A 22,848-nucleotide genomic window follows, 5' to 3' on the forward strand; every position below is an offset into this window, starting at 1 on the left:
TAAGATTTTTTCAATAGGTGTGTGTTTGGTGGATGCACGGCTGTATTATACTAGTCGTGCATCCTGTTATATTTAAAAGAAGCGTCCTTAATAAAAATAATTAAGACTATATGTTTTGGAATAATCCAATAATTTTAGGAACTAGCTCGATATAAGTCCTTTTTTGATTTATTGGCAAAAATATTTCAAACAAAATGGATGTTATTCCATTTTAATATTGTAAATTTGCATCCCAAATTTGTTTTATAGAGAATGAGACAATTAAAGATTACTAAAAGTATCACTAACCGAGAGAGCGCATCTCTTGATAAGTATCTACAGGAAATTGGCCGCGAAGACTTGATTACTGTAGAAGAAGAGGTAGAGCTCGCTCAACGTATCCGTAAAGGCGACCGGGTGGCATTGGAAAAACTGACACGTGCAAACTTGCGCTTTGTTGTATCTGTTGCCAAGCAGTATCAAAATCAGGGATTAAGTCTTCCTGACTTGATTAATGAGGGAAACCTGGGACTGATTAAGGCAGCCGAGAAGTTTGATGAAACTCGAGGCTTTAAATTTATCAGTTACGCTGTATGGTGGATTCGTCAGTCTATCCTTCAAGCATTGGCAGAACAGTCACGTATCGTCCGTTTGCCGTTGAACCAGGTAGGTTCGCTGAATAAAATCAGCAAAGCTTTCTCTAAGTTCGAACAGGAAAACGAGCGTCGTCCTTCTCCGGAAGAATTAGCCGATGAATTGGAAATTCCGGTAGACAAGATTTCGGATACGTTGAAAGTTTCAGGCCGCCACATTTCTGTAGACGCTCCTTTTGTGGAAGGGGAAGATAACAGCTTGTTGGATGTGTTGGTAAACGACGACTCTCCTATGGCAGACCGTTCTTTGGTTAATGAGTCACTTTCGAAGGAAATCGATAGAGCGCTCTCTACGTTAACTGAAAGAGAAAAGGATATTATCCAGATGTTTTTCGGTATTAACACGCAGGAAATGACGTTGGAAGAAATCGGCGATAAATTCGGACTCACTCGTGAGCGCGTACGTCAGATTAAAGAGAAAGCCATTAGAAGATTAAGAGCAAATTCACGTAGCAAGCTGCTCAAGGCCTATTTGGGATAAGACCAAATTCGGTTTCCAAAACAAAAAGAAAACAAAGCATGAGTTGAAAGTTTGCTCTTTCATCTTGTGCTTTTGTTCGTTTATAGAGGAATAATGTTAATTTATCTATTACCTTTTCATATTTAGCGGTAAATAACTACTTTTGTCCCTAATAAAATAATAAAAAACAAATTATGAGATTCATCAAGATTTTCTGCTCTTTATTTGTCGTGCTGATTTTATGTTCGGCATTTTCTTTAAAAGGAAATAAAACCAAAGCTGTATATATAGTAGGCGTGTCTGCTTCGTTTACAGATTCATTGATTTATTTTACAGATATCCAGTTGTTGGATAGTGTAAAACTGGATAATAATAAATTGTTGCCGCAACGTTCTCATTATAGTTATCAACTAAAGAATTATTTGGAAGGTCAGGAAGGGCTGGTGAACCGCACTTGTTTTGTATATTTTGATACTAATAAATCGAAATTGGAAAAAACGGTTGCCAAACTGAAAGCGAAGTTTCAAAAAGGACAGAATGTATTGATTCGTCCGGTAGATCCGACCCTGTTTCGCTTTACAAAACCAGAAGAAGAATAACGCGTTAGTACGCATGGATTTGCACGTACTAACGTGTAGGCTTATACATACGTTCGTGTGAGCTCACACATATATATGTGTGAGCTCATGCGTTAGTACGTGTGGGGTGGTAGTGCCGGAACCATTTAGAAAACGAATTCCGCCAGTTTTTTCTTATTGCTTCCCGAGTAATAAATATATTTGATTTTACTTCCAAATTTTCGATACTCTTCCATCTCTACCGAGTTGTCAATAGCTTCTTGTAAGGCTTTCTTGTAAGTGGCATAATTGTTATCCATGAATTGAGGGTCATCCAGTTCCCCTGTCACGGTATAATAGTAACTCACAGTGTTGTCTTTTTCATTATAATGAGTACTATCAATGGTGATGGTTTCATTCAAGCGGATGGGGTAGGTTTGATTCAGCCTTTCAGCCGTCTCTTTAAATTTGCGGGCAGGTCCTTTGCCTGTACAGGCAGCCAATGTAGCTATGAGCAATGCGGATAGTAAGATTTCCTTTTTCATTATTATTGGGTATTTTAGAGCGAAAATAGAATATATATGTAAACAAAGCAAGTGTTTATTTGTTTTTTATTCGTATGTTTGTGCAAGCAAAAAAAGTAAAGCATGTCTAATTTTATAGATGAACTAAAACGGAAAGATCATAAACGCTATTTGGGTGGTCTTGATTTCTTTAAATATATTGGTCCGGGATTATTGGTTACAGTCGGATTTATCGATCCGGGGAACTGGGCGTCCAATTTTGCAGCCGGTTCGGAGTTTGGTTACGCTCTGTTATGGGTTGTCACACTTTCTACGATAATGTTGATTGTCTTACAGCATAATGTCGCGCATTTGGGTATTGTTACCGGTTTGTGTCTGAGTGAAGCTGCTACACAATATTGTCCTAAATGGATAGCACGTCCGGTTTTGGGCAGTGCTGTTTTGGCGTCTATATCTACTTCACTGGCAGAGATTTTGGGAGGGGCTATTGCGTTACAGATGCTATTGGATATTCCTATTGTATGGGGTTCTATACTGACAACTCTTTTTGTCATTATCATGCTGTTCTCCAATTCGTATAAGAAGATAGAACGAGCTATTATTGCATTTGTATCCGTCATCGGCTTATCTTTTTTATACGAACTCTTTTTGGTAGACATAGATTGGCCGATGGCAGTACGTGCATGGGTTGTGCCGAGTATTCCGCAGGGAAGTATGCTAATTATAATGAGTGTTCTCGGTGCAGTAGTAATGCCCCATAATTTATTCTTGCATTCGGAGGTGATACAGAGCCATGAATATAACAAGCAGGATGAGGGCTCGATTCGTAAAGTTTTGAAATATGAGTTTTATGATACATTGTTTTCCATGATTGTGGGATGGGCGATAAATAGTGCGATGATATTGTTGGCTGCTGCCACTTTCTTTAAAACAAATACGCAGGTGGAGGAGCTACAACAAGCAAAGTCGTTGCTTGATCCGTTATTGGGGAATAATGCCGGATTGATTTTTGCACTGGCTTTACTGATGGCAGGTATTTCTTCTACCATAACCAGTGGCATGGCGGCAGGTTCTATCTTTGCCGGTATCTTTGGAGAATCATATCATATTAAGGATATTCACTCACGTATAGGGGTGCTCCTGTCGTTGGGAGTGGCTTTGGTGATTATTTTTTTCATTGATAATCCGTTTTATGGATTAATTATTTCTCAAATGATTTTAAGTATTCAGCTTCCATTCACAGTGTTTTTGCAGGTAGGGCTTACTTCTTCAAAAAGAGTGATGGGCAAGTATGCCAACTCCCGTTGGAGTAGTTTTGTGCTCTACACCATTGCTATTATCGTTTCAGTACTTAATATCATGTTATTGTTCGGTTTCTGACCTGCTCCCCTCTTTAACTGAGAGGGGGAGGTGTACCTTCTTTGTTCTCTGAAATAATCAGTAATTTGTCTCCTGCATGTAATTGCAGTGAACCATTGGGAATCATAAACTCGTTTCCTCGTTTTATCAACATTACCAATGTTCCTTTAGGCAGGTTCATGTCCATCAAACGGTTGCCTTTTGCCAGCATTTCTTCAGTCAGGATAATATCTCTTAAATCGGTATTGATTTCTTCAGGGATTTCTACCCCGAAATCATTGCCGGTCTTTTCGAGAGGAGTAGCCAAATGGAGTAATTTAGCCATCCATGAAATGGTTGTTCCCTGAATCACTAAAGATAAGATAGTGATAAAGAATACGATATTAAATATTTGATTGGAATCCGGTATATTGGCTACCACGGGATAAGTAGCAAATATGATAGGTACTGCTCCTCTCAAGCCTACCCATGAGACGAATATCCGTGAACTGAAATTCATTTTCTTAAATGGCAGCAGACAGATCAGAACACTCAGCGGGCGTGCAAAAACAATCATGAATATACCAATGAGGAGGGCGGGAACAGCAATATTCAGCATTTCATGAGGATTAACTAAAAGTCCCAATGTCAGGAACATAATAATCTGGAATAACCATGTCATACCATTCATAAAGGTTGAAATCTCTTTCCGGTTCGTTATGCGGTTGTTGCCCACCATGATACCGGCAATGTAAACAGCCAGATAACCATTTCCTTTACATAAATCAGTGACTGTGAAAATAAAGAAAATAAAACTTAATAATAGAATAGGGTAGAGGGACTGGTTATTTAGGTTTATTTTGTTTAAGATGAGAATAGCTAACTTGCCCAATAAAAATCCCGAAGCTCCACCTACTATAAACTGAATGCAGAATGAGCCCAGAATATCCATAAATCCCATACCCGAAGAATTTATAAACTGGATTAAAACAATTGTCAGCATATATGCCATAGGGTCATTGCTACCACTTTCCAGTTCAAGCATAGGACGCAGATTATGCTTTAAATTCATGCTTTGCGAACGCAGAATATTGAAAACGGAGGCTGAATCTGTGGAAGACATAGTGGCTGCCAACAGCATGGCCGTAATAAGTGACATGGTGATGCTCACGTGTTTAAATCCCGAAATCCAATATATAAAAAGACCGGTAAAGAGTGTAGTCAGTAATACCCCCACAGTGGAGAGCAGTATTCCCTGTGGCAGTACCGGGCGAATTTCTGCAAATTTGGTGTCCATGCCGCCTGAGAATAGAATAATGCTTAATGCCACCATGCCAATGAATTGCGCTTCACCGGCATTGTGGAACTGCAGTCCCAGTCCGTCACTGCCGAAAAACATTCCGACTAATAAAAACACCAGTAATGTAGGAACGCCGAAGCGATAGCCTGTTTTACTAACTACGATACTTACAAAAAGTAATACGGACCCAATTAATAGGATATTTTCTGCATTGAACAACATGTCTTGTTTTTTATATTATTAAATTATAACAATGAAATCATTTCTAAGGTTCATATTCAATTTTATGATTTTTAAGCAATGCAAAGTTAAGAATGTGGCGAATTATTCAGACCTTTACCACGTTAAATCAATCTAAATTAATATATGGATACAACAAAAAACATTGCAGCTTTATTTGATTTTGATGGTGTAGTGATGGATACAGAAACTCAATATAGCGTTTTCTGGGATGAGCTGGGACGTCGATACCATCCTGAAATAAAAGATTTTGGGCGTGTGATTAAAGGTCAGACCCTTACGCAGATTTATGATAAATATTTTGCAGGAATGGACAATATTCAGAAAAAAATCACGGCTGACTTGAACAATTTTGAGAAAGGTATGTTATATGAATATATACCCGGCGTAGAGAATTTTATGAAAGAATTACGTGTCAATGGAATAAAGATAGCTATAGTAACAAGTTCGAATGAACAAAAAATGAGTAACGCTTATCGTGTACATCCTGAGTTGAAAGCAAATGTAGATTTTATTCTTACAGCTGAAATGTTTACCCATTCAAAACCCGACCCTGAATGTTTTTTATTAGGAGCCAAGGTCTGTGACACAGTTCCTGAAAACTGTATTGTGTTTGAAGATTCATTTCATGGACTGGAAGCAGGGAATCGTGCGAAGATGACGGTAGTAGGACTGGCAACCACCAACTCTGCAGAGGTAATACGTGATAAGGCGGATGTTGTTATTCAGGACTTTAAAGAGTTTGGTTTTGAAAAAATGAAAGAGATAATGAGGTAATGTCATATAAAACCTCTACCTTTGCAGCCGTTTTATAAAATTTAAAGTAAATATGGCAGGATATATTTCTGGTGATACGCGTAAAGTGACCACCCATCGTTTGGTGGAAATGAAACAGAGAGGTGAAAGAATTTCTATGTTGACTTCTTATGACTATACTACTGCACAGATTGTGGATGAAGCTGGTATTGATGTTATCTTAGTGGGTGACTCCGCTTCTAATGTAATGGCGGGAAATGTAACTACGCTTCCAATAACACTCGATCAAATGATTTATCATGGAAAATCAGTGGTACGTGGAGTAAAACGTGCTTTAGTGGTGGTCGATATGCCTTTCGGTACTTATCAAACATCTGAGTATGAAGCTGTGACCAATGCTATTAAGATAATGAAAATAACTCATGCCGATGCATTAAAGCTGGAAGGCGGGGAAGAGATTATCGATGCAGTGAAGAAGATTATTTCGGCAGGTATTCCAATCATGGGACATTTGGGTCTCATGCCTCAATCCATTAATAAATACGGAACTTACACTGTGCGTGCAAAGGATGATGCAGAGGCGGAAAAGTTGGTTCGTGATGCTCATCTGTTGGAAGATGCCGGATGCTTTGGACTAGTGCTCGAAAAAATTCCGGCAGCATTGGCCGAAAGGGTGGCAAAAGAGCTGACTATACCTGTGATTGGCATTGGTGCCGGTGGTAATGTTGATGGTCAGGTACTTGTCGTTGCTGATATGCTTGGAATGACTGATGGTTTCCGTCCGCGTTTCCTTCGTCGTTATGCAGACTTGCATACTGTGATGAAAGGTGCAATCGGACAATATGTAGAAGATGTGAAAAGCGGGGATTTTCCTAACGAGAACGAACAATATTAATAAAAGGTTCCGATATGTTTGATGACTTCTTCTTTCCGTATGAAAGGGCGAAATTATGGACAAGAGACATGGTAATCTTGTCTCTTTCAAACTTTTTTCTTTATATTTCGCTTTATATCATGTTGCCCGTACTTCCTTTGTGGATGGTGCAACATTGGTATTGCAGCTATGCGGAAGCAGGGGGAGCCGTTGCCGTCTTCGGATTGACAATGTTTCTGCCCGGTCCTTGTAACAGCTATATAATAGACACCTTTAAACGAAAAAGTGTATGTGTGATTACTTTGGCTTTATTAGCCGGAGTAAGTTTATTATATCCCTATGTTGCCACCGTCGGATTAGTGGCTTTGTTGCGTATGGTGCAAGGAGCATTGTTTAGTGTGGTGACAATGACTACCGGAAGTACCTTGGTGATTGATGTTACAGCTTCACGCCGACGTACAGACGCTAACGTTGCTTTTACTTGGTTTGGAAGATTCGGCATGGCATTGGGGCTGGCGTTGGGGGTTTATATATATCCTTATTGGAGTTTTACTTGTGTGGTCTATGTGTGTGCGGCATTTGGAATAGGTGCATTGCTACTGATTCCGCTGCTTCATATCCCTTTCCGTGCTCCTTTATGTCCTCCTCTTTTTTCTTTAGACCGTTTTTTATTGCCTCGTACACTTCTTCCCGGAATAAATATGTTGTTGGTCTCTTTTATATTCGGAGTCATTATTGCACATATTTATAATGAAATATTCTATATTTGTATTTTGATAGGCTTTGCCGTTTCACTACTTATTTCCAAATATGCGCTTTCACATACTTCGTGTCGTGCAGAGATGGAGTTCGGTCAAGCGGCTTTGGTTGCAGGAATATTGTTGATGGCATTTTCAAACAGTTTAATGAGTAGTTACATTGCGGCTCTTTTGTTGGGTATCGGCATTGGAATTACTGCATCTCGCTTTTTTGTGATAATGATAAGCCTGCCGTTACATTGTGAGAGAGGTACGGGGAATAATACTTATCAGTTGTTATGGGAAGTAGGCTTGTTGGGGGGCTTGTTTTTCGAGAATATATGGACAGGAAATTATCCCGACACGATATATTGGATATGTTTGGGCATCTGTGTGGTTTCATTAGTTCTTTATGAAACGGTGACACATAATTGGTATTATAAGAGAATGGAAGAAAAACAATTATAAAAATTAAGATATAAGATATGGCAGACGACAAGAAAATCATCTTTTCGATGGTAGGCGTGAGTAAAGCTTTCCAGGCGAATAAACAGGTATTAAAAGACATCTACCTATCCTTTTTTTATGGTGCCAAGATTGGTATTATCGGTTTGAACGGTTCAGGTAAGTCTACATTACTTAAGATTATAGCCGGTTTAGAGAAGAGCTATCAAGGTGAAGTAGTCTTTTCTCCGGGCTATTCAGTAGGTTATCTGGCGCAGGAACCGCATTTGGATAATGATAAGACAGTAAAAGAAGTTGTAATGGAAGGCGTACAGAATGTAGTTGATACGCTTGCCGAATATGAAGAAATAAACAATAAGTTCGGTCTTCCCGAGTACTACGAAGACCCGGAGAAAATGGATGCACTTTTTGCTCGTCAAGCAGAATTGCAAGATATTATCGATTCGACGGATGCATGGAACTTAGACAGTAAACTGGAACGTGCGATGGACGCTTTGCGTTGTCCACCTGAAGACCAGCTTGTGAAGAATCTTTCGGGAGGTGAACGTCGTCGTGTGGCATTGTGCCGTTTATTGTTGCAAAAGCCGGATATTTTATTGTTGGATGAGCCGACTAACCATTTGGATGCCGAGAGTATCGATTGGTTGGAACAGCATTTGCAACAATACGAAGGAACTGTTATCTGTATTACTCACGACCGTTATTTCCTTGACCATGTGGCCGGGTGGATTCTTGAACTCGACCGTGGTGAAGGTATTCCTTGGAAGGGTAATTATTCCAGTTGGTTGGAGCAGAAGACCAAGCGTATGGAGATGGAAGAGAAGACGGCCAGCAAACGTCGTAAAACCTTGGAACGCGAGTTGGAATGGGTACGTATGGCACCGAAGGCTCGTCAAGCGAAAGGTAAAGCTCGTTTAAATTCGTATGATAAATTATTGAATGAAGATCAGAAAGAAAAAGAAGAAAAACTGGAGATCTTTATTCCGAATGGTCCTCGTTTGGGAAATAAAGTAATTGAAGCCAAAGGAGTTGCAAAGGCGTATGGTGATAAACTATTGTTTGACAATCTAAACTTTATGTTACCTCCTAATGGTATTGTGGGAGTGATTGGACCGAATGGTGCCGGTAAAACTACTTTGTTCCGTTTGATAATGGGACTGGAGACGGTAGATAAAGGTACTTTTGAAGTGGGTGAAACAGTGAAGCTGGCTTATGTGGATCAGCAACATAAAGATATTGACGCTAATAAAACAGTGTATCAGGTAATCAGTGGAGGTAATGAACTTATCCGAATGGGAGGGCGTGATATTAATGCACGTGCGTATCTGAGCCGTTTCAATTTTTCGGGAGCCGACCAGGAGAAACTTTGTGGAATGCTTTCGGGTGGTGAACGAAATCGTTTACATTTGGCTATGGCATTGAAAGAAGAAGGCAATGTGTTGTTGCTTGACGAGCCTACCAATGATATCGACGTAAATACTCTTCGTGCATTGGAAGAGGGTTTGGACGATTTTGCCGGATGTGCTGTAGTTATCAGCCATGACCGTTGGTTCCTGGATCGTATCTGCACTCATATCCTTGCCTTTGAAGGAAACAGTGAGGTATTCTTCTTTGAGGGCTCTTATTCTGAATATGAAGAAAATAAGATGAAGCGTTTAGGTAATGAAGAGCCTAAGCGGGTTCGTTATCGCAAATTGATGGAAGATTGATTGATAATTTGATGTTTTATGTTATATCCCCCTTAAGAGATTCTATCCCTTAAGGGGGATTTTTATTAATAAAGGTTCGGTGGAAGATAGTAAACTGTGCGAATGGAAGTTTTGTTTTTGGACTTGGATTACTATGCATTAAAAGGGAAAATATTGTAGAATTTAGAAAATGTAATATAATCTTAATAATCTTCGGAAAAATACCTGTCGCTTCTTTAATTATTGCAATATTAATGCAATTAATATGAATATAATTCCTATCTTTGTTGTCTATTTAGTGTTTCTAACTAACTATTAACTATTAATCAAAAACAAAATTATGAGAAATCATCTAAAGCATTTCCTTATGTTGGCAGTCTTTACACTATGTTTTGCTGCTACAGCTGGTGCGCAGGCAACAGTAAAAGGGACAGTGGTAGATGCCGATAGCAATGAGCCATTGATTGGCGCAACTGTTACGGTAGGCGGTACTAGTTTAGGTACTGTTACAGACTATGAAGGTAATTTCACATTGAAAGTTACTTCAGCTAAAGCAACAATTGAAATTAAGTATTTAGGTTACTTGGATAAGTCTATTAAACTGACTCAGCAAGGTGAGGTAAATTGGGGAGTAGTCAAAATGAATTTGGATACCCATACATTGGGGGATGTGGTAGTAACCTCATCTATTGCTGTAGCTCGTAAAACTCCGGTAGCAGTATCTACTGTGGCTCCGGAATTTATTGAGGAAAAACTTGGAACTATGGAATTTCCTGAAATTCTAAAATCAACTCCGGGAGTTTATGCTACTAAACAAGGTGGAGGTTATGGAGATTCGGATATTAATTTGCGTGGTTTTAAAACCGAAAATATTGCGGTAATGGTAAATGGCGTTCCTGTAAACGATATGGAATGGGGTGGTGTTTATTTTAGCAATTGGGCAGGTTTGAGCGATGTTACTCGTAGCACACAGGTACAGCGTGGATTGGGTGCTTCTAAAGTATCAGTTCCTTCTGTCGGTGGCTCCTTAAATATTGTAACTCGTTCTACAGATGCTCAGAAAGGCGGTTCTATTTCTTACGGTATGGGTAATGATGGCATGAATAGTATTTTGTTCTCTGTTTCTACCGGTTTGATGAAAGGAGGATGGGCTGTCAGTTTATTAGGCGGCAAGAAATGGGGTGACGGTTATATTCAGGGTACAGATTTTGAAGGTTATAATTATTTTCTTAATGTCTCTAAAAAGTTAAATGATGCTCATCAATTGTCTTTTACTGCCTTTGGTGCTCCTCAAAGTCATTATCAACGTAGTAGTAGTTATGATGGCTTAACCATTCAAGGTTGGCAGGAAGTAAAGAAATATATGAAAGGTAAAAGTGCATACCGTTATAATCCGTCTTATGGTTTTGGAAAAAACGGTGAGCGTAAATCTTCCAACTATAATGAGTATCACAAACCTCAGATTTCATTGAATCACCAATGGCAAATAGATGATAAATCTACTTTGAGTACTGTTGCTTATGTTTCTATTGGCCGTGGTAATGGTTATAACGGACAAGGTAATTCGGAATTTGGTTACTCTTATACAGACTGGCGTGGCGCTTCTTATGGTAAGTTGACAACAAAATTCCGTAATGCAGATGGTACTTTTGCCTATGATAAGATCCAAGAAATCAATGAGCAAAGTGAAAATGGTTCTATGTTGGCCATGTCGAAATCTAAAAACTATCACAACTGGTATGGTTTGTTGTCGACTTTCACTACTAAATTGGGAGAAAATATTGATTTTTATGGAGGACTAGATTTCCGTTATTATAAAGGTACTCATACAAATGAATTGAGCGATCTTTATGGCGGTGAATATTATGTGGATTATGATTCGCGTAAGAATGTGAAGGCTGTCAATAATGCAGCGGCTGCAGATCCTAATTGGAAATATGAAAAATTGACTGTCGGTGATGTGGTTTATCGTGATTATGACGGATATGTTATGCAGGAAGGAGTTTTTGCACAAGCAGAATATAATAAAGATAAGTTAAGTGCTTTCTTGGCAGGTTCTGTCTCCAATACCGGTTATTGGCGTTATGACCGTCTCTATTACGACAAACAGCATGCTGAATCAGAAACAGTAAACTTTATTGGATGGACAGCTAAAGGTGGTGCAAACTTTAATATTAGTGATCATCATAACGTCTTTGCTAACATTGGTTATATCAGTCGTGCTCCATTTTTCTCTTATGGTGCTTTCTTGTCGGCAGCTGTAAGTAATGCAACCAATCCTAATGCTGTGAATGAAAAAGTATTCTCTGCAGAATTAGGTTATGGATATCGTTCTTCTTGGTTGAATGTTAATCTGAATGCTTATTATACCCGTTGGATGGATAAGACTATGACAAAGGGTGGTGATATTTTGGATGAAAATAGTAATCCGGTAGACCGTTATAGCATTAATATGCAAGGTGTTGACGCGCGTCATATGGGTGTAGAACTAGACTTTGTTGCAGAACCGACTCGTTGGTTGACTATTAACGGTATGCTTTCTGTTGGTGATTGGCAGTGGGATAGTAATGCTACCGGATATTATTACAATGGACAAGGACAACCTTTGGCAGATTTGAAAGGTACCATAGCTTCTGATATTTATGCTCCGGATCATGCTAAATCTGAAGTTCAGTTGAAGGGTGTAAAAGTAGGTGACTCTGCACAGTTGACAGGTGCATTGGGTGCTACTGTGAAATTCCTTGATGGTTTTCGGGCTGGATTGGACTATAATTTCTATGCAAATAACTATGCAGACTTCGCCTTGAACGGAAGCAGTTTGGTTGTTGGTGGTGTGAAGACATTTAAAGATCCTTGGAAGATTCCTTCTGGAGGTCAGTTTGATTTTAATGCAAGCTATCGTTTCAAAATTGGTAGTTGCAAAGCCACCTTGTATGGTAACATTAATAACGTGTTCAACCAAGAATATATTGTAAATGCAACAGATGCCGATGGTACATGGCAGAACGCTTATGGTGTATTCTATGCTTTTGGACGTACATATTCATTGCGATTGAAGATTAATTTCTAATTCTAAAAGCGATAAAATGATGAAAAAATATACATTATTATATAGTGCAGTTGTAGCCTTGGCTCTTGTGAGTTGTGACTATAATGAGGATAATTTTGATGGCTTTGAAGATTTTGGTAAGCCGACTGATATAAAGAAGGGGAATATAACATTCACAGATTGGGCTTCTTTGAAAGGTAATCCAAAAACTAATCAGTATTTTTCTGCAGCGGATGAAGCGCAGGATTATTTGCCGAATTGGTTGGCCGGACAGTATCCTTCTGCCGATGAAGGCTCCAGTTTTAAAATCACATTTGATTATAAAGAGGAAAAATCGGAGAAACATGATAAATACTATAATATCGATTATTATAAATTGAAGGATGATGATTATAAGATTATTCATGGAAAGGGATATTATGGTGCATATCTTAATAAGTCTACAACTTCAAAGTTATATAAGGTTTTAAATGAGGTCTTTCCAGATGCCAAAGAGGGAAGTCATGTGTTTGCAGAATATAATTATAACGCTGACGCTATACCCCAAAAGATGGATGACCCTGTATTTTCATATGACTTCGAATCATTGGAAACAGGTGATGTGACTTCTATTAAAGATTGGTATATTAGTGCGACCGGAGGAGCTAAATGGTCGTTGAAAAGTTATAATGATAATCAGTATATCAGCTATTCTGCCAATGGAAAGGGAGCATGTGAAGCATGGCTGGTCACTCCTTCTGTTGAAATTGAAGATGAAAATAATAAATTTGCTTTTGAAGTTTGTGTGGGTTATTGGAATGCAGATTGTTTGTCAGTTCTTATTTCGACTGATTTTGACGGGAAAGATGTGTCAAAGGCTAAATGGACCGATATAACATCATCATTTGATATTCCTCAAGAACCATCGAAAGGATATGGTACATTGGCTTTGGCGGGGACTTTTAACTTGACAGATTATGTCGGAAAAAATGTTAATATAGCATTTAAATATGTAGGTAATGGGGATGATGAGAAATCAACTACTTACCAACTTGATAATATTACCATAGGAAATGATATTCCGGTTTTGGTTAAGTCCGAACCTCAATATGCTTTCTATGAAAAGTCAGCAAAGGGTTGGAATGTGGTAAATGATGAAGATGTATTTGTATTGACTCCCGATGATTATACAGCAATGGGTGAACCGGGTAAGAACTTTAATTTTAGCTCTAGCGTTTTGGCTGAGGACTATTTGCCTGCGTATTTGGCTAAGAAGGTGGCTTATCCTTTGAATGATGCTGAAAAGATTATTGTGTATAAGTACTATAGTGGTTCTGTTAAGGCTTATAGTGATTCGTATATTTATTCTACTGCAAATGCCCGTTGGGGAAAGAATACTTATATGACAACTAAAACTGAACAATATGTAAAAACGAGTGGTAAATGGAACTATGATCCTAGCGTTGTGGTCAATCTGCCGAATGGTAAAGATCAAGCTGATATATCTGTATATTATCAGGCTATAGTAGATTGGGTGTGGGAAAATATCGATCAGAAAGAACTTGGCATTTCTAAGAAAGGTGATGGATATACCACAACTTATGCTTCTCCTACAGGAAGTGAGTATTATTTTGGAGCTACTGCATATCAAAATAATATTGATTTACGTCCGGCTAAATTCCGTGAACAGTATGCTAAAGGTTATGAAGGAATGGATGATGCCAAGATTACAGAAACTGTAATGGCACGTTTGCCTAAAGCATTTATTCCGGCATTGGAAAAAAATCATGCTGATGCTGTTCCTGTAGAAGGTATTGATGTTACCTATACTGTAAACTTTGTAATTTATGATGGCAGCTCTAATGTTAATTGGACAGCTGTTTATAAAGTGGTTGGTAATGGTAAGTTTGAATATGTAGAAGATTCAATGAAAAAGGTTGAATGATAGAAAATTGAATTGATTAAATAGAGGGTGTATACTGAATGGTATACATCCTCTGTTTTTATTTAAAGAAAGTTTATATGAATAGCTTGAATATTAGAAATATCATGTGGATTGCAGGATTACTCTTTGTAGGGGCTTGCAGTGGTGGAAAAGATCCTTTGGAATCAGATTCCGATTCCGTAGTAAAAACTTATATCTTTCCCGATGATTTTACGAATGATTTGGTAGGAAAGGAAGTAACGCTAAAAAATGCAATGTTTGTCTCCTCTACCTATAAAGGGTCGGCAACAGGCAATATCACTCTTTCTTCTCAAGTCTTACGTACTCCAACTGATAAAGTAATGCCGGGTACTTCGGATTATAAAAAAGCTTTGGAAGAGAATATGAGAAATAAGTTGGTGCTGATTCCGGGTGAGATTGTATTGACAGATGAGGATCATACATTGCGCGTGGGAACTAGGATGGAGAATTTAAAAGGAAAGGTATCTGTTTCGGGAGATAACTATGCTTTGACTATCACTGATCGACCGGTAATTAAAGAGAATAGACGTCCCCAAGTTCCTGAGGTGGGAAAATATAATATGAAAGTAGCCAGTATGAATCTTGAATATTATATGGCAAGCCCTTCTATGTGGGGACATAGTAATGGAGCCAAGGATGAGGCCGCTTTTCAGAGGCAACGGAAGAAAGTTTTGGCAGCGATGAAAGAAATAGATGCTGACGTGTATGCTATTTGTGAAATCGAAGAAGGAGATTATTCGGTCAATGAATTGGTACAGGCACTGAATGAGGAATATGGTGTGACCGGTAAATATAAAGGCATAGACAGTGGAGATAAGAAAATAACAAGTTATACAAAGAATGCTTTTATTTATGATACAGAAAGAGTTTCTCCTTATATGGATTTTAAAACTTATGAAGGCACATATCTGGTTCTTCGTCATGTGGCACAATGCTTTGAGTTGAAAGAAAACGGCAGCAGAGTAATTTTGACTATGAACCATTTTAAATCAAAATCGGGCAATAATGCTACCGGAGGTGATAAAGATCAGCAGGATGGCCAGTCTCAGTTCAATTCGCGAAGGGTGCAAGAGGCTAAGGATTGCCTGCTTACGTACGAAAATCTGAAAAAATATTATGGTGATACTGACGTGTTGGTATTAGGAGACCTGAACAGTTATTCTAATGAGGATCCGGTACGTATATTTACGGAGGCTGGCTATACTAATGAATTGCAAAAGTATACTCCTGACAGTTGGAGTTATGTTTATCAGGGTGAGGTAGGTTACTTGGATCATTCTCTTAGCTCTTCCACATTGACCGGGCAGGTGACCGGGGCGGCACCTTGGGACATAAATGCTAGTGAACCGGCCTATTTTGAGTATCAATATACTTCCTTTTTCCAGCCCAATCCTTATCGTTATTCAGACCATAATCCTATTATTACGGGACTAAAATTAACAGATTAAATAGATTGTTTTAGAGTCTTAGAAAATTAGCATAAAGAAATTCTAAAAAGCTTTTGTATAGTATTACATGAATGACTATGTGTTTTTTGGGGAGAAGATGAAATTATGTCGGTGAGAGGAATCCCGTCCGTCAGGAAAGTTGGTACGATTTCCTTTCACACATAACGGCTATCGAAACCTCCTATTCATGGGAGTTCTGTGTGAAAGCTATCTTTCTTGTAGTTTGAACTGAGCCATAAATGGACTTGTATATAAAAAAACTCCCCCGATTTTTCGGAGGAGTTAACTCTTTTGAAGTAAAGGTGTGAATTATGCTTCAGCAGGAGCCTCGGTTGCTTCAGCAGCAGGAGCCTCTTCAGTAGCAGCAGCTTCTGTTTCAGCCTTAGCAGCAGCTTCAGCAGCTTTCTTTTCAGCTACTTTCTTTGCAATTTCTTCGTTTACCTTCTTTTCGGCTTCCAAACGAGCTTTAGCTTCAGCTTTCTTAGCTTCTTCTTGCTTAGCTTTCAAAGCAGCCAAACCTGACTGTTTGTTGTTTTTCCAAGCTTCGAATTTAGCTTCAGCTTCTGCTTCGGTGAATGCGCCTTTAGCAACACCGCCCAATAAGTGTTTCTTCATGTAAACACCTTCTTTAGAAAGGATGTTGCGTACTGTGTCAGTAGGTTGTGCACCACACATTACCCAATGAAGTGCGCGCTCAAAATTCAAATCTACTGTGGCAGGGTCGGTATTAGGATTGTAAGTACCGATTTTTTCAGTAAATTTACCATCACGTGGAGCTCTTACGTCAGCGATAACGATTGAGTAAAACGCATAGCTTTTGCGTCCGTTTCTTTGCAATCTGATTTTAGTTGCCATTTTCTAAATAACGTTTTTATAATTAATGATTTGAATTTATGCTAATATCTCGTATTAGCGGGTGCAAAGATAAATCTTTTCTTTTGAATGACAAAGCTTTAAGTGGCGTTATTCAAAAAAAATAAGAAAAAAACTCTTGTATCGGTATAAAGTATTAAATTTAATTTTATATTTGCCACTATAATTTATGATAAATGACTAACTAAAAAACTAAGATTATGATTTCGCAGAAATTACAAGATGCTATTAATGCGCAGATTGTGGCTGAGATGTGGTCAGCTAACCTTTATCTTTCTATGTCTTATTTTTTTGCAGCAAAAGGATATGAGGGTTTTGCTGCATGGATGAAAGCTCAATCTCGTGAAGAAAATGATCATGCCGATATGTTGGCTCAGTACGTCTTTAAACGTGGTGGTGTGGCAAAAGTGGGTGCTATTGATACTGTTCCCCAAGAGTGGGAATCACCATTGGCTGTTTTTGAACATGTTTATAAGCATGAATGTCATGTTTCTGAGTTGATTGACAAGTTGGTAGATGTTGCTGCTGATGAAAAAGACAAAGCTTCTCAGGACTTCTTGTGGGGATTTGTTCGTGAGCAAGTAGAAGAAGAAGCCACAGTACAAGGGATTGTTGATAAAATCAAATTGGGTGGTGAAGCCGGTTTGTTCTATTTAGATGCACAGTTGGGAGCAAGAAAATAAGAGATAAACATTTGTTTTTAAAGGACTGAAAATAGGGTGTGTCAAAGCGTAGAATGACAGATCAAGTTGATGATACTGTCAATTTTCGACACACCCTGTTTTTTTATTGTATTTCTTTTTTGAGCCATTGTTCCAGTTCTTCGGTCCACTGGCGTTTGTATGGGAAACTGTCATGAAACCCCCAGCCGTGTCCACCGATGGGATAGGTGTGAAGTGAGGCGGGAATCTTGTTCTTAATTAGTTCCATATAATAGTTTATACTGTTAGCTACCGGCACGGCTTCATCATTGCTACTGTGTATAATGAAAGCGGGGGGAGTATCTGCTTTTACTTGCAGTTCGTTGGAGTAGAGTGCTTCTGATTCTTTGGAAGGATTTTTGCCCAATAGATTGTCATGCGAACCTTTATGGGTAAGGGTCGGATTCATACTGACTACGGGGTAGAGAAGAATTTGAAAATCAGGGCGTGTTTCGGCTGTATAGTGTGTGGCTGCAGTGCTTGCCAGATGTCCGCCGGCAGATGCTCCCATGATTCCCAGTTTGGTAAAGTTCCATTCTTTGGCATGCTCGCGCATCAGGCGAATTGCTTGGTGAGCGTCACTTAAAGGAATATCGCTGTGTCCATTGGGCATGCGATATTTTAATACTGCATAAGTAATACCTTGTGTATTGAACCATTGTGCCATGTCATGTCCTTCATGATCCATTGCCAGGCGAGTGTATCCGCCACCGGGACACATGATGATTGCCAGACCGTTTGGTTGGGTAGCCGGATAAATAGTGAGGGTAGGGACTGTGACATTTGAGATACGGTTCTTTTCTGGTTCTTGCTCGTCGGTAGTGATACCGTTTGTATTAGGAGCACCGTTGGGCCATAATTTTAATTCTGTCGATTGTTGTGCGGATAAAACAGTAGAGACTGCAAGCAAGCTCATCATGAACAGTCGCTTCATTGTATTTAAGTTTTTCATATTTGTTAGTTTTGAAGGCAATTAGTTAATGAGGGTATGCCAAAGTGACATGGCATACCCTCATACATGGGCCTAAGTATATATATACCTGCTGTTTTATTTCTTGATATGCATACTTGCCTTTACCAGCCAGATAATCAGTAGTATGTAAGCACCTAATGAAGCCACTTCGCTCCACGGATTGTTTAACCATTCCTCGTTGACCAGATTGATGCCGCCAAAACGCATTGCTGCGCTGACTACTCCCATCAATGCACCGCCTGCAATGAAGCCCGATGCCAACAATGTACCTTTCTCGCCTCGTTCCGTGTTGACGGCTTCGTCTTTGCTGCGGGAAGTCACATACCAGTTGACGGCTCCACCCACCAGCAACGGCAAGTTAAGCTCTAAAGGAATAAACATGCCGAGCGCGAAAGCTAATGCGGGAACTTTGAAGTAAGTGAGCACAAGTGCCAATACAGCACCGACACCATAGAGCAACCAAGGTGCGCCTACTCCGTTCATCAGCGGGTCGATGACAGCTGCCATTGCATTAGCTTGAGGAGCCGCTAAAGCACCGCTTGAAAAACCGTAAGTCTTATTCAGAATCATAATTACCCCACCTACGGTAGCAGCAGAAACCAGAGTTCCGAGGAACTTCCATGTTTCTTGTTTGGCAGGCGTACTTCCCAGCCAATAGCCGATTTTCAGGTCGGTAATAAATCCGCCTGCCATAGAAAGTGCGGTACAAACAACCCCTCCCATTACTAAGGCGGCTACCATACCGGTCGCACCTTTCAGACCGACCGCTACCATTACAACAGATGCCAGAATCAAAGTCATCAGTGTCATTCCCGATACAGGGTTGGTTCCGACAATAGCGATGGCATTGGCAGCAACGGTAGTAAACAGGAAAGCAATACCTGCAACCAATAAAATGGCGACAATGCTATGCAATACGTTTCCGTGCATCACATCGAAAAAGAAAAAGACGGAAATCAGCAGGATGGTAAAGATAGAGCCGAAAGCGATAATCTTCATTGAAAGATCCTTTTGTGTGCGGATAACATTGGTCTCTACTTTCTTGCCTCCCATTTCTTTGGATGCTAATCCCACTGCACTTTTGATGATACCCCATGAGCGCACGATACCGATGACACCTGCCATGGCAATACCACCGATACCGATACTTTTGGCGTATTCTTTAAAGATAAGTTCGGGAGACATTTCGCTGACGGTTTGTGTCAAAGCCGGATTCCAAGCGTTCAGTACTTGGTCTCCGAACAATATCGACATTCCCGGGACGATAACCAGCCATACGACCAATGAACCGGCACAGATGATGGCTGCATATTTTAGACCGACAATATAGCCCAAACCGAGAACGGCTGCACCTGTATTGATTTTAAGCACTATTTTTGCCTTGTCTGCCATCATTTCACCCCAGCCGCAAACGCGGGTTGTGAAATTCTCGTTCCACCAGCCAAAGGTAGCTACAATGAAGTCATAAAGCCCACCAATCAGCCCGGCAAATAAAAGTGGTTTTGCCTGACTGCCGCCTTTTTCACCCGAGATAAGTACTTGAGTACTGGCTGTTGCTTCGGGAAAAGGGTATTCGCCGTGTTTGTCATTTACAAAATATTTGCGGAAAGGAATCAGAAATAAAATACCTAAAATACCTCCTAGTAATGAGCTGACAAACATTTGGAAGAAGTTGACAGTCATCTCTGGATATTTATCTTGTAAGATATAAAGGGCAGGAAGGGTAAAGATGGCACCGGCTACGATAACTCCTGAGCAGGCACCGATAGATTGGATAATTACATTTTCACCCAATGCATTTTTTCGTTTGGCTGCACCTGACACACCGACGGCAATAATGGCAATAGGTATGGCTGCTTCAAATACCTGACCTACTTTTAACCCCAGATAAGCAGCTGCTGCTGAGAATAATATAGCCATTAAAATACCCCAGGTGACAGACCATGCATTCACTTCCGGGTACTGTCTGTCGGGTGACATGATGGGGTGATACTTTTCTCCCGGTTTCAATGGACGGAAAGCATTTTCGGGCAATCCGACCGGCTTTTCTTGTTCTTGTTTCATGTTTCTCTATTTTATTATTTTTGAAATTTATCACAATAAATGCCCAAAAATAATGAAAAATTAGAGAAACATGCCTATAATCTCATTAGAATATCTGAAATTTCAGTCCAAATGATAACCGAAGGTAATCTAAGGGAGTAAGATAACTATTGGTAAATGCACTCACTAAATAAAAGTCGCATGAGCTGATTTCATAAAAAGCAGTAATGCTTTTCGAGAATTTGCGATACTTCTCGGGTACATCAAAACGGATGCGCTGTCCTAAGAATATATGGGTACGGATACGATTGGAAAAACCATAATATCCATGTGGATAGCGGTCAGGTTCTTCCGTCCAAAAGTCATCGCTGAATACGGTATTAAAATAAAGTCCGCAGGTCAACGGTTCTAATGAAAAGTCCTTTCCCAAGTAGACACTCCAAGGAATAAAATTCTGTTTTAATGTCATTGTCATTTTGAAATGACGAGAAGAATAGCGAGGGATAAAACCTAATAAAAGGTCGGTTTCCCATTGTCCGCGTTTTCCATAATCCCATCCGATACCCCATGAAAGTAATCCCATACCTCCGGCATATTGTATCTTTGTGTGTGTGGGAATCAAGGCTTCCCACGCACTGCGATAGCGGTGGACACGTTTATCGTATTTACGATAATGCTTGGGAACTTCCGTGAAGATACCCTCTTCCTCTTCTATTGTTGCTTGACTTTTTTGTGGAATAAGGATACTGTCTTGGATTAATGTTCTATATAATAATGTATCTTTTTGTGCAAGTGTCCTGTGGGGACAGACATATATTGTTAGGAATAATAGGACAATCTTAAAATTCAACTGCTTCATAATCATATTCATGAGTTCCCTCTTTAATAGTAAATACCAAATATGTTCGTTTTCCGATGTTAGGACATTGATAGTAGAGAATTCCGTCTCCGAATAAATCGTCCACTGTCAGTTGATGTTCGTGTCCATAAAGGCAAAACTGTACATTGGGGAACTGCTTTACATATTCCTGAAATACTCTGGCTACGTTGTTGTTGAAGATAAACTCGTACGGTTTTACATGCATCAGGAAAACAGTTTTCTCAATACCTTCGGGAAGGTTAGTCAATTCATCTTCCATGAATCCAAAATCGGGTACAGGTTGTGAATAGTCATATTCCATTGCATTGGTATTGAGGCAGATGAAACGAACATTTCCGGCTGTAAAGGCAAAGTTGGGATTGCCGTAGATTGCTTTATAGACATCTTCTCCCGTGCCGAGGCAATCGTGGTTTCCCAAAACACAGACAAAAGGCATTTGGAATCCTTTCATAATATCACGCATCCAAAGAAATTCTTTTGTAGCACCGAAGTCTGATTGGTCTCCACCATGAAGAACAAAGTCGATATCTCCGCGTTCATTGATTTTCTCTACCACTTTTTCTGTCTCGTCATACCATCGCTGCGTGTCGCTAATCATAGCAAAACGAAAAGTTTTCTTGCCTTTCATAGCTTCTTCTATACGCTCACAGTTTTTTGCGTTTATACCTCGTTCGCCTGTAATATGTGCATCATAAGGGTGAGATTCAAGCATTTCGCATGAAGTAAAGCACACTATTAAGAGAAGTAATAATAAGTTTCCTTTTCTCATTTTTTTGATTTTGTTGCAAAGTACGTCATTTTTAGGGAATAAAGAGTGTCTTATTATTTAGGAAAAATGTCCTTTTTTTCTTATATTATAAGGTGCACCGATAAAAAAGAACTCCCTAAATAACTTTTGAGAGCTGTTTAGGGAGTTCTTGAAAGGGAAGTCTCTTATTGTTTTGCATCTTTGGGAAGCATATCACCTTCTATATAAAGACGTGTCATTTCATTTTTCCCATTACTGCGGATAGTGATGGATTTCTTAAAGTGTCCCGGAAATTTGCCGGCACCATTGTAAATGACTGTGATTTGTCCACTCTCTCCCGGTTTAATAGGTTCCTTGGGATACTGAGGAACAGTACATCCACATGATGCAATTGCCTGATGGATAACCAATGGACCATCTCCTGTATTTTTAAATTTGAATGTACATGTTACTTTCGGACTTGATTCAGAGAATGTACCGAAATTATGTGATGTGTTTTCAAAAGTAATTTCTGCCTCTCCACTTTGTATTGCTGCATAAGAAACTAAACTGATAACCAACAATAGAGTTGAAACTAAAATCTTCTTCATAATTTTTATTATTAAAATAATCGCTGC

The 22,848-nt window shown here is 39.4% G+C and carries 19 protein-coding genes; 11 read left to right on the plus strand and 8 right to left on the minus strand.

Going from position 1 to position 22,848, the window contains the following annotated elements; translation table 11 throughout:
- Positions 1–252: 252 nt before the first annotated feature.
- Both HMPREF1534_RS14775 and HMPREF1534_RS14770 read left to right on the plus strand, forming a co-directional pair.
- On the plus strand, positions 253–1,113 hold the full coding sequence (locus tag HMPREF1534_RS14775; RefSeq protein ID WP_005937471.1) for a sigma-70 family RNA polymerase sigma factor: 861 nt from the start codon (positions 253–255) through the stop codon (positions 1,111–1,113).
- Positions 1,114–1,286: 173 nt separating this feature from the next.
- Positions 1,287–1,691: a hypothetical protein gene (locus HMPREF1534_RS14770; protein ID WP_005937474.1), complete on the plus strand. Its 405-nt coding sequence runs from the start codon at positions 1,287–1,289 to the stop codon at positions 1,689–1,691.
- A gap of 125 nt (positions 1,692–1,816) precedes the next feature.
- On the opposite strand, the gene HMPREF1534_RS14765 is transcribed toward HMPREF1534_RS14770, so the two are convergent.
- On the minus strand, positions 1,817–2,194 hold the full coding sequence (locus HMPREF1534_RS14765) for a hypothetical protein (protein ID WP_005937476.1): 378 nt from the start codon (positions 2,192–2,194) through the stop codon (positions 1,817–1,819).
- Between the two features lie 102 nt (positions 2,195–2,296).
- On the opposite strand from HMPREF1534_RS14765, the gene HMPREF1534_RS14760 reads away from it, so the two are divergent.
- Positions 2,297–3,553 (plus strand): Nramp family divalent metal transporter, encoded by a 1,257-nt coding sequence (locus HMPREF1534_RS14760; RefSeq protein WP_005937478.1) that lies wholly within the window; start codon positions 2,297–2,299, stop codon positions 3,551–3,553.
- A gap of 13 nt (positions 3,554–3,566) precedes the next feature.
- Here HMPREF1534_RS14760 and HMPREF1534_RS14755 read toward each other — a convergent pair whose 3' ends face one another.
- Positions 3,567–5,033 carry a potassium/proton antiporter gene (locus HMPREF1534_RS14755; protein ID WP_005937480.1) on the minus strand — a complete coding sequence of 489 codons (1,467 nt, stop codon included), beginning with the start codon at positions 5,031–5,033 and terminating at the stop codon, positions 3,567–3,569.
- 144 nt (positions 5,034–5,177) lie between these two features.
- Here HMPREF1534_RS14755 and HMPREF1534_RS14750 point away from each other — a divergent pair, with 144 nt between their 5' ends.
- The 7 genes from HMPREF1534_RS14750 to HMPREF1534_RS14720 all read left to right on the plus strand — a co-directional run bounded on the left by HMPREF1534_RS14750 (position 5,178) and on the right by HMPREF1534_RS14720 (position 16,013).
- Positions 5,178–5,828, plus strand: a complete 651-nt coding sequence (locus tag HMPREF1534_RS14750) for an HAD family hydrolase (protein ID WP_005937482.1) — start codon at positions 5,178–5,180, stop codon at positions 5,826–5,828.
- Positions 5,829–5,880: 52 nt separating this feature from the next.
- A complete protein-coding gene (gene panB, locus HMPREF1534_RS14745) occupies positions 5,881–6,702 on the plus strand; it encodes a 3-methyl-2-oxobutanoate hydroxymethyltransferase (protein ID WP_005937484.1) in 822 nt (273 codons plus the stop codon).
- Between the two features lie 14 nt (positions 6,703–6,716).
- Positions 6,717–7,886 (plus strand): MFS transporter, encoded by a 1,170-nt coding sequence (locus HMPREF1534_RS14740; protein ID WP_005937486.1) that lies wholly within the window; start codon positions 6,717–6,719, stop codon positions 7,884–7,886.
- Between the two features lie 17 nt (positions 7,887–7,903).
- Positions 7,904–9,592, plus strand: a complete 1,689-nt coding sequence (ettA, locus tag HMPREF1534_RS14735) for an energy-dependent translational throttle protein EttA (protein WP_005937489.1) — start codon at positions 7,904–7,906, stop codon at positions 9,590–9,592.
- Between the two features lie 319 nt (positions 9,593–9,911).
- Positions 9,912–12,641, plus strand: coding sequence for a TonB-dependent receptor (locus HMPREF1534_RS14730; protein WP_025066796.1), 2,730 nt, complete (start codon positions 9,912–9,914; stop codon positions 12,639–12,641).
- Positions 12,642–12,657: 16 nt separating this feature from the next.
- Positions 12,658–14,544, plus strand: a complete 1,887-nt coding sequence (locus HMPREF1534_RS14725; protein ID WP_018451932.1) for a choice-of-anchor J domain-containing protein — start codon at positions 12,658–12,660, stop codon at positions 14,542–14,544.
- A gap of 77 nt (positions 14,545–14,621) precedes the next feature.
- Positions 14,622–16,013, plus strand: a complete 1,392-nt coding sequence (locus tag HMPREF1534_RS14720; RefSeq protein WP_005937497.1) for an ExeM/NucH family extracellular endonuclease — start codon at positions 14,622–14,624, stop codon at positions 16,011–16,013.
- 309 nt (positions 16,014–16,322) lie between these two features.
- Here the strand turns inward: HMPREF1534_RS14720 and HMPREF1534_RS14715 are convergent, their stop codons facing one another.
- Complete coding sequence (locus tag HMPREF1534_RS14715; RefSeq protein ID WP_005937500.1) at positions 16,323–16,868, minus strand: 30S ribosomal protein S16; 546 nt, start codon at positions 16,866–16,868, stop codon at positions 16,323–16,325.
- Positions 16,869–17,086: 218 nt separating this feature from the next.
- Between HMPREF1534_RS14715 and HMPREF1534_RS14710 the strand changes: the two genes are divergently transcribed.
- Positions 17,087–17,569 carry a ferritin gene (locus HMPREF1534_RS14710; protein ID WP_005937503.1) on the plus strand — a complete coding sequence of 161 codons (483 nt, stop codon included), beginning with the start codon at positions 17,087–17,089 and terminating at the stop codon, positions 17,567–17,569.
- Positions 17,570–17,672: 103 nt separating this feature from the next.
- On the opposite strand, the gene HMPREF1534_RS14705 is transcribed toward HMPREF1534_RS14710, so the two are convergent.
- The 5 genes from HMPREF1534_RS14705 to HMPREF1534_RS14685 form a co-directional block, all read right to left on the minus strand.
- Positions 17,673–18,521: an alpha/beta hydrolase gene (locus tag HMPREF1534_RS14705; protein WP_005937506.1), complete on the minus strand. Its 849-nt coding sequence runs from the start codon at positions 18,519–18,521 to the stop codon at positions 17,673–17,675.
- A gap of 114 nt (positions 18,522–18,635) precedes the next feature.
- Entirely contained in the window at positions 18,636–20,624 is a 1,989-nt protein-coding gene (locus HMPREF1534_RS14700; protein WP_005937510.1) for an OPT family oligopeptide transporter, read from the minus strand.
- An 85-nt stretch (positions 20,625–20,709) separates the two neighbouring features.
- Complete coding sequence (locus tag HMPREF1534_RS14695; RefSeq protein ID WP_005937513.1) at positions 20,710–21,474, minus strand: hypothetical protein; 765 nt, start codon at positions 21,472–21,474, stop codon at positions 20,710–20,712.
- Positions 21,443–22,252: a metallophosphoesterase family protein gene (locus tag HMPREF1534_RS14690; RefSeq protein WP_005937515.1), complete on the minus strand. Its 810-nt coding sequence runs from the start codon at positions 22,250–22,252 to the stop codon at positions 21,443–21,445. Before HMPREF1534_RS14690 ends, HMPREF1534_RS14695 begins: the two co-directional genes overlap by 32 nt.
- Before the next feature lie 164 nt (positions 22,253–22,416).
- Complete coding sequence (locus tag HMPREF1534_RS14685; RefSeq protein ID WP_005937517.1) at positions 22,417–22,821, minus strand: DUF1573 domain-containing protein; 405 nt, start codon at positions 22,819–22,821, stop codon at positions 22,417–22,419.
- Between the last annotated feature and the right edge of the window lie 27 nt (positions 22,822–22,848).

The organism is Phocaeicola massiliensis B84634 = Timone 84634 = DSM 17679 = JCM 13223 (assembly GCF_000382445.1).
Lineage (GTDB): Bacteria > Bacteroidota > Bacteroidia > Bacteroidales > Bacteroidaceae > Phocaeicola > Phocaeicola massiliensis.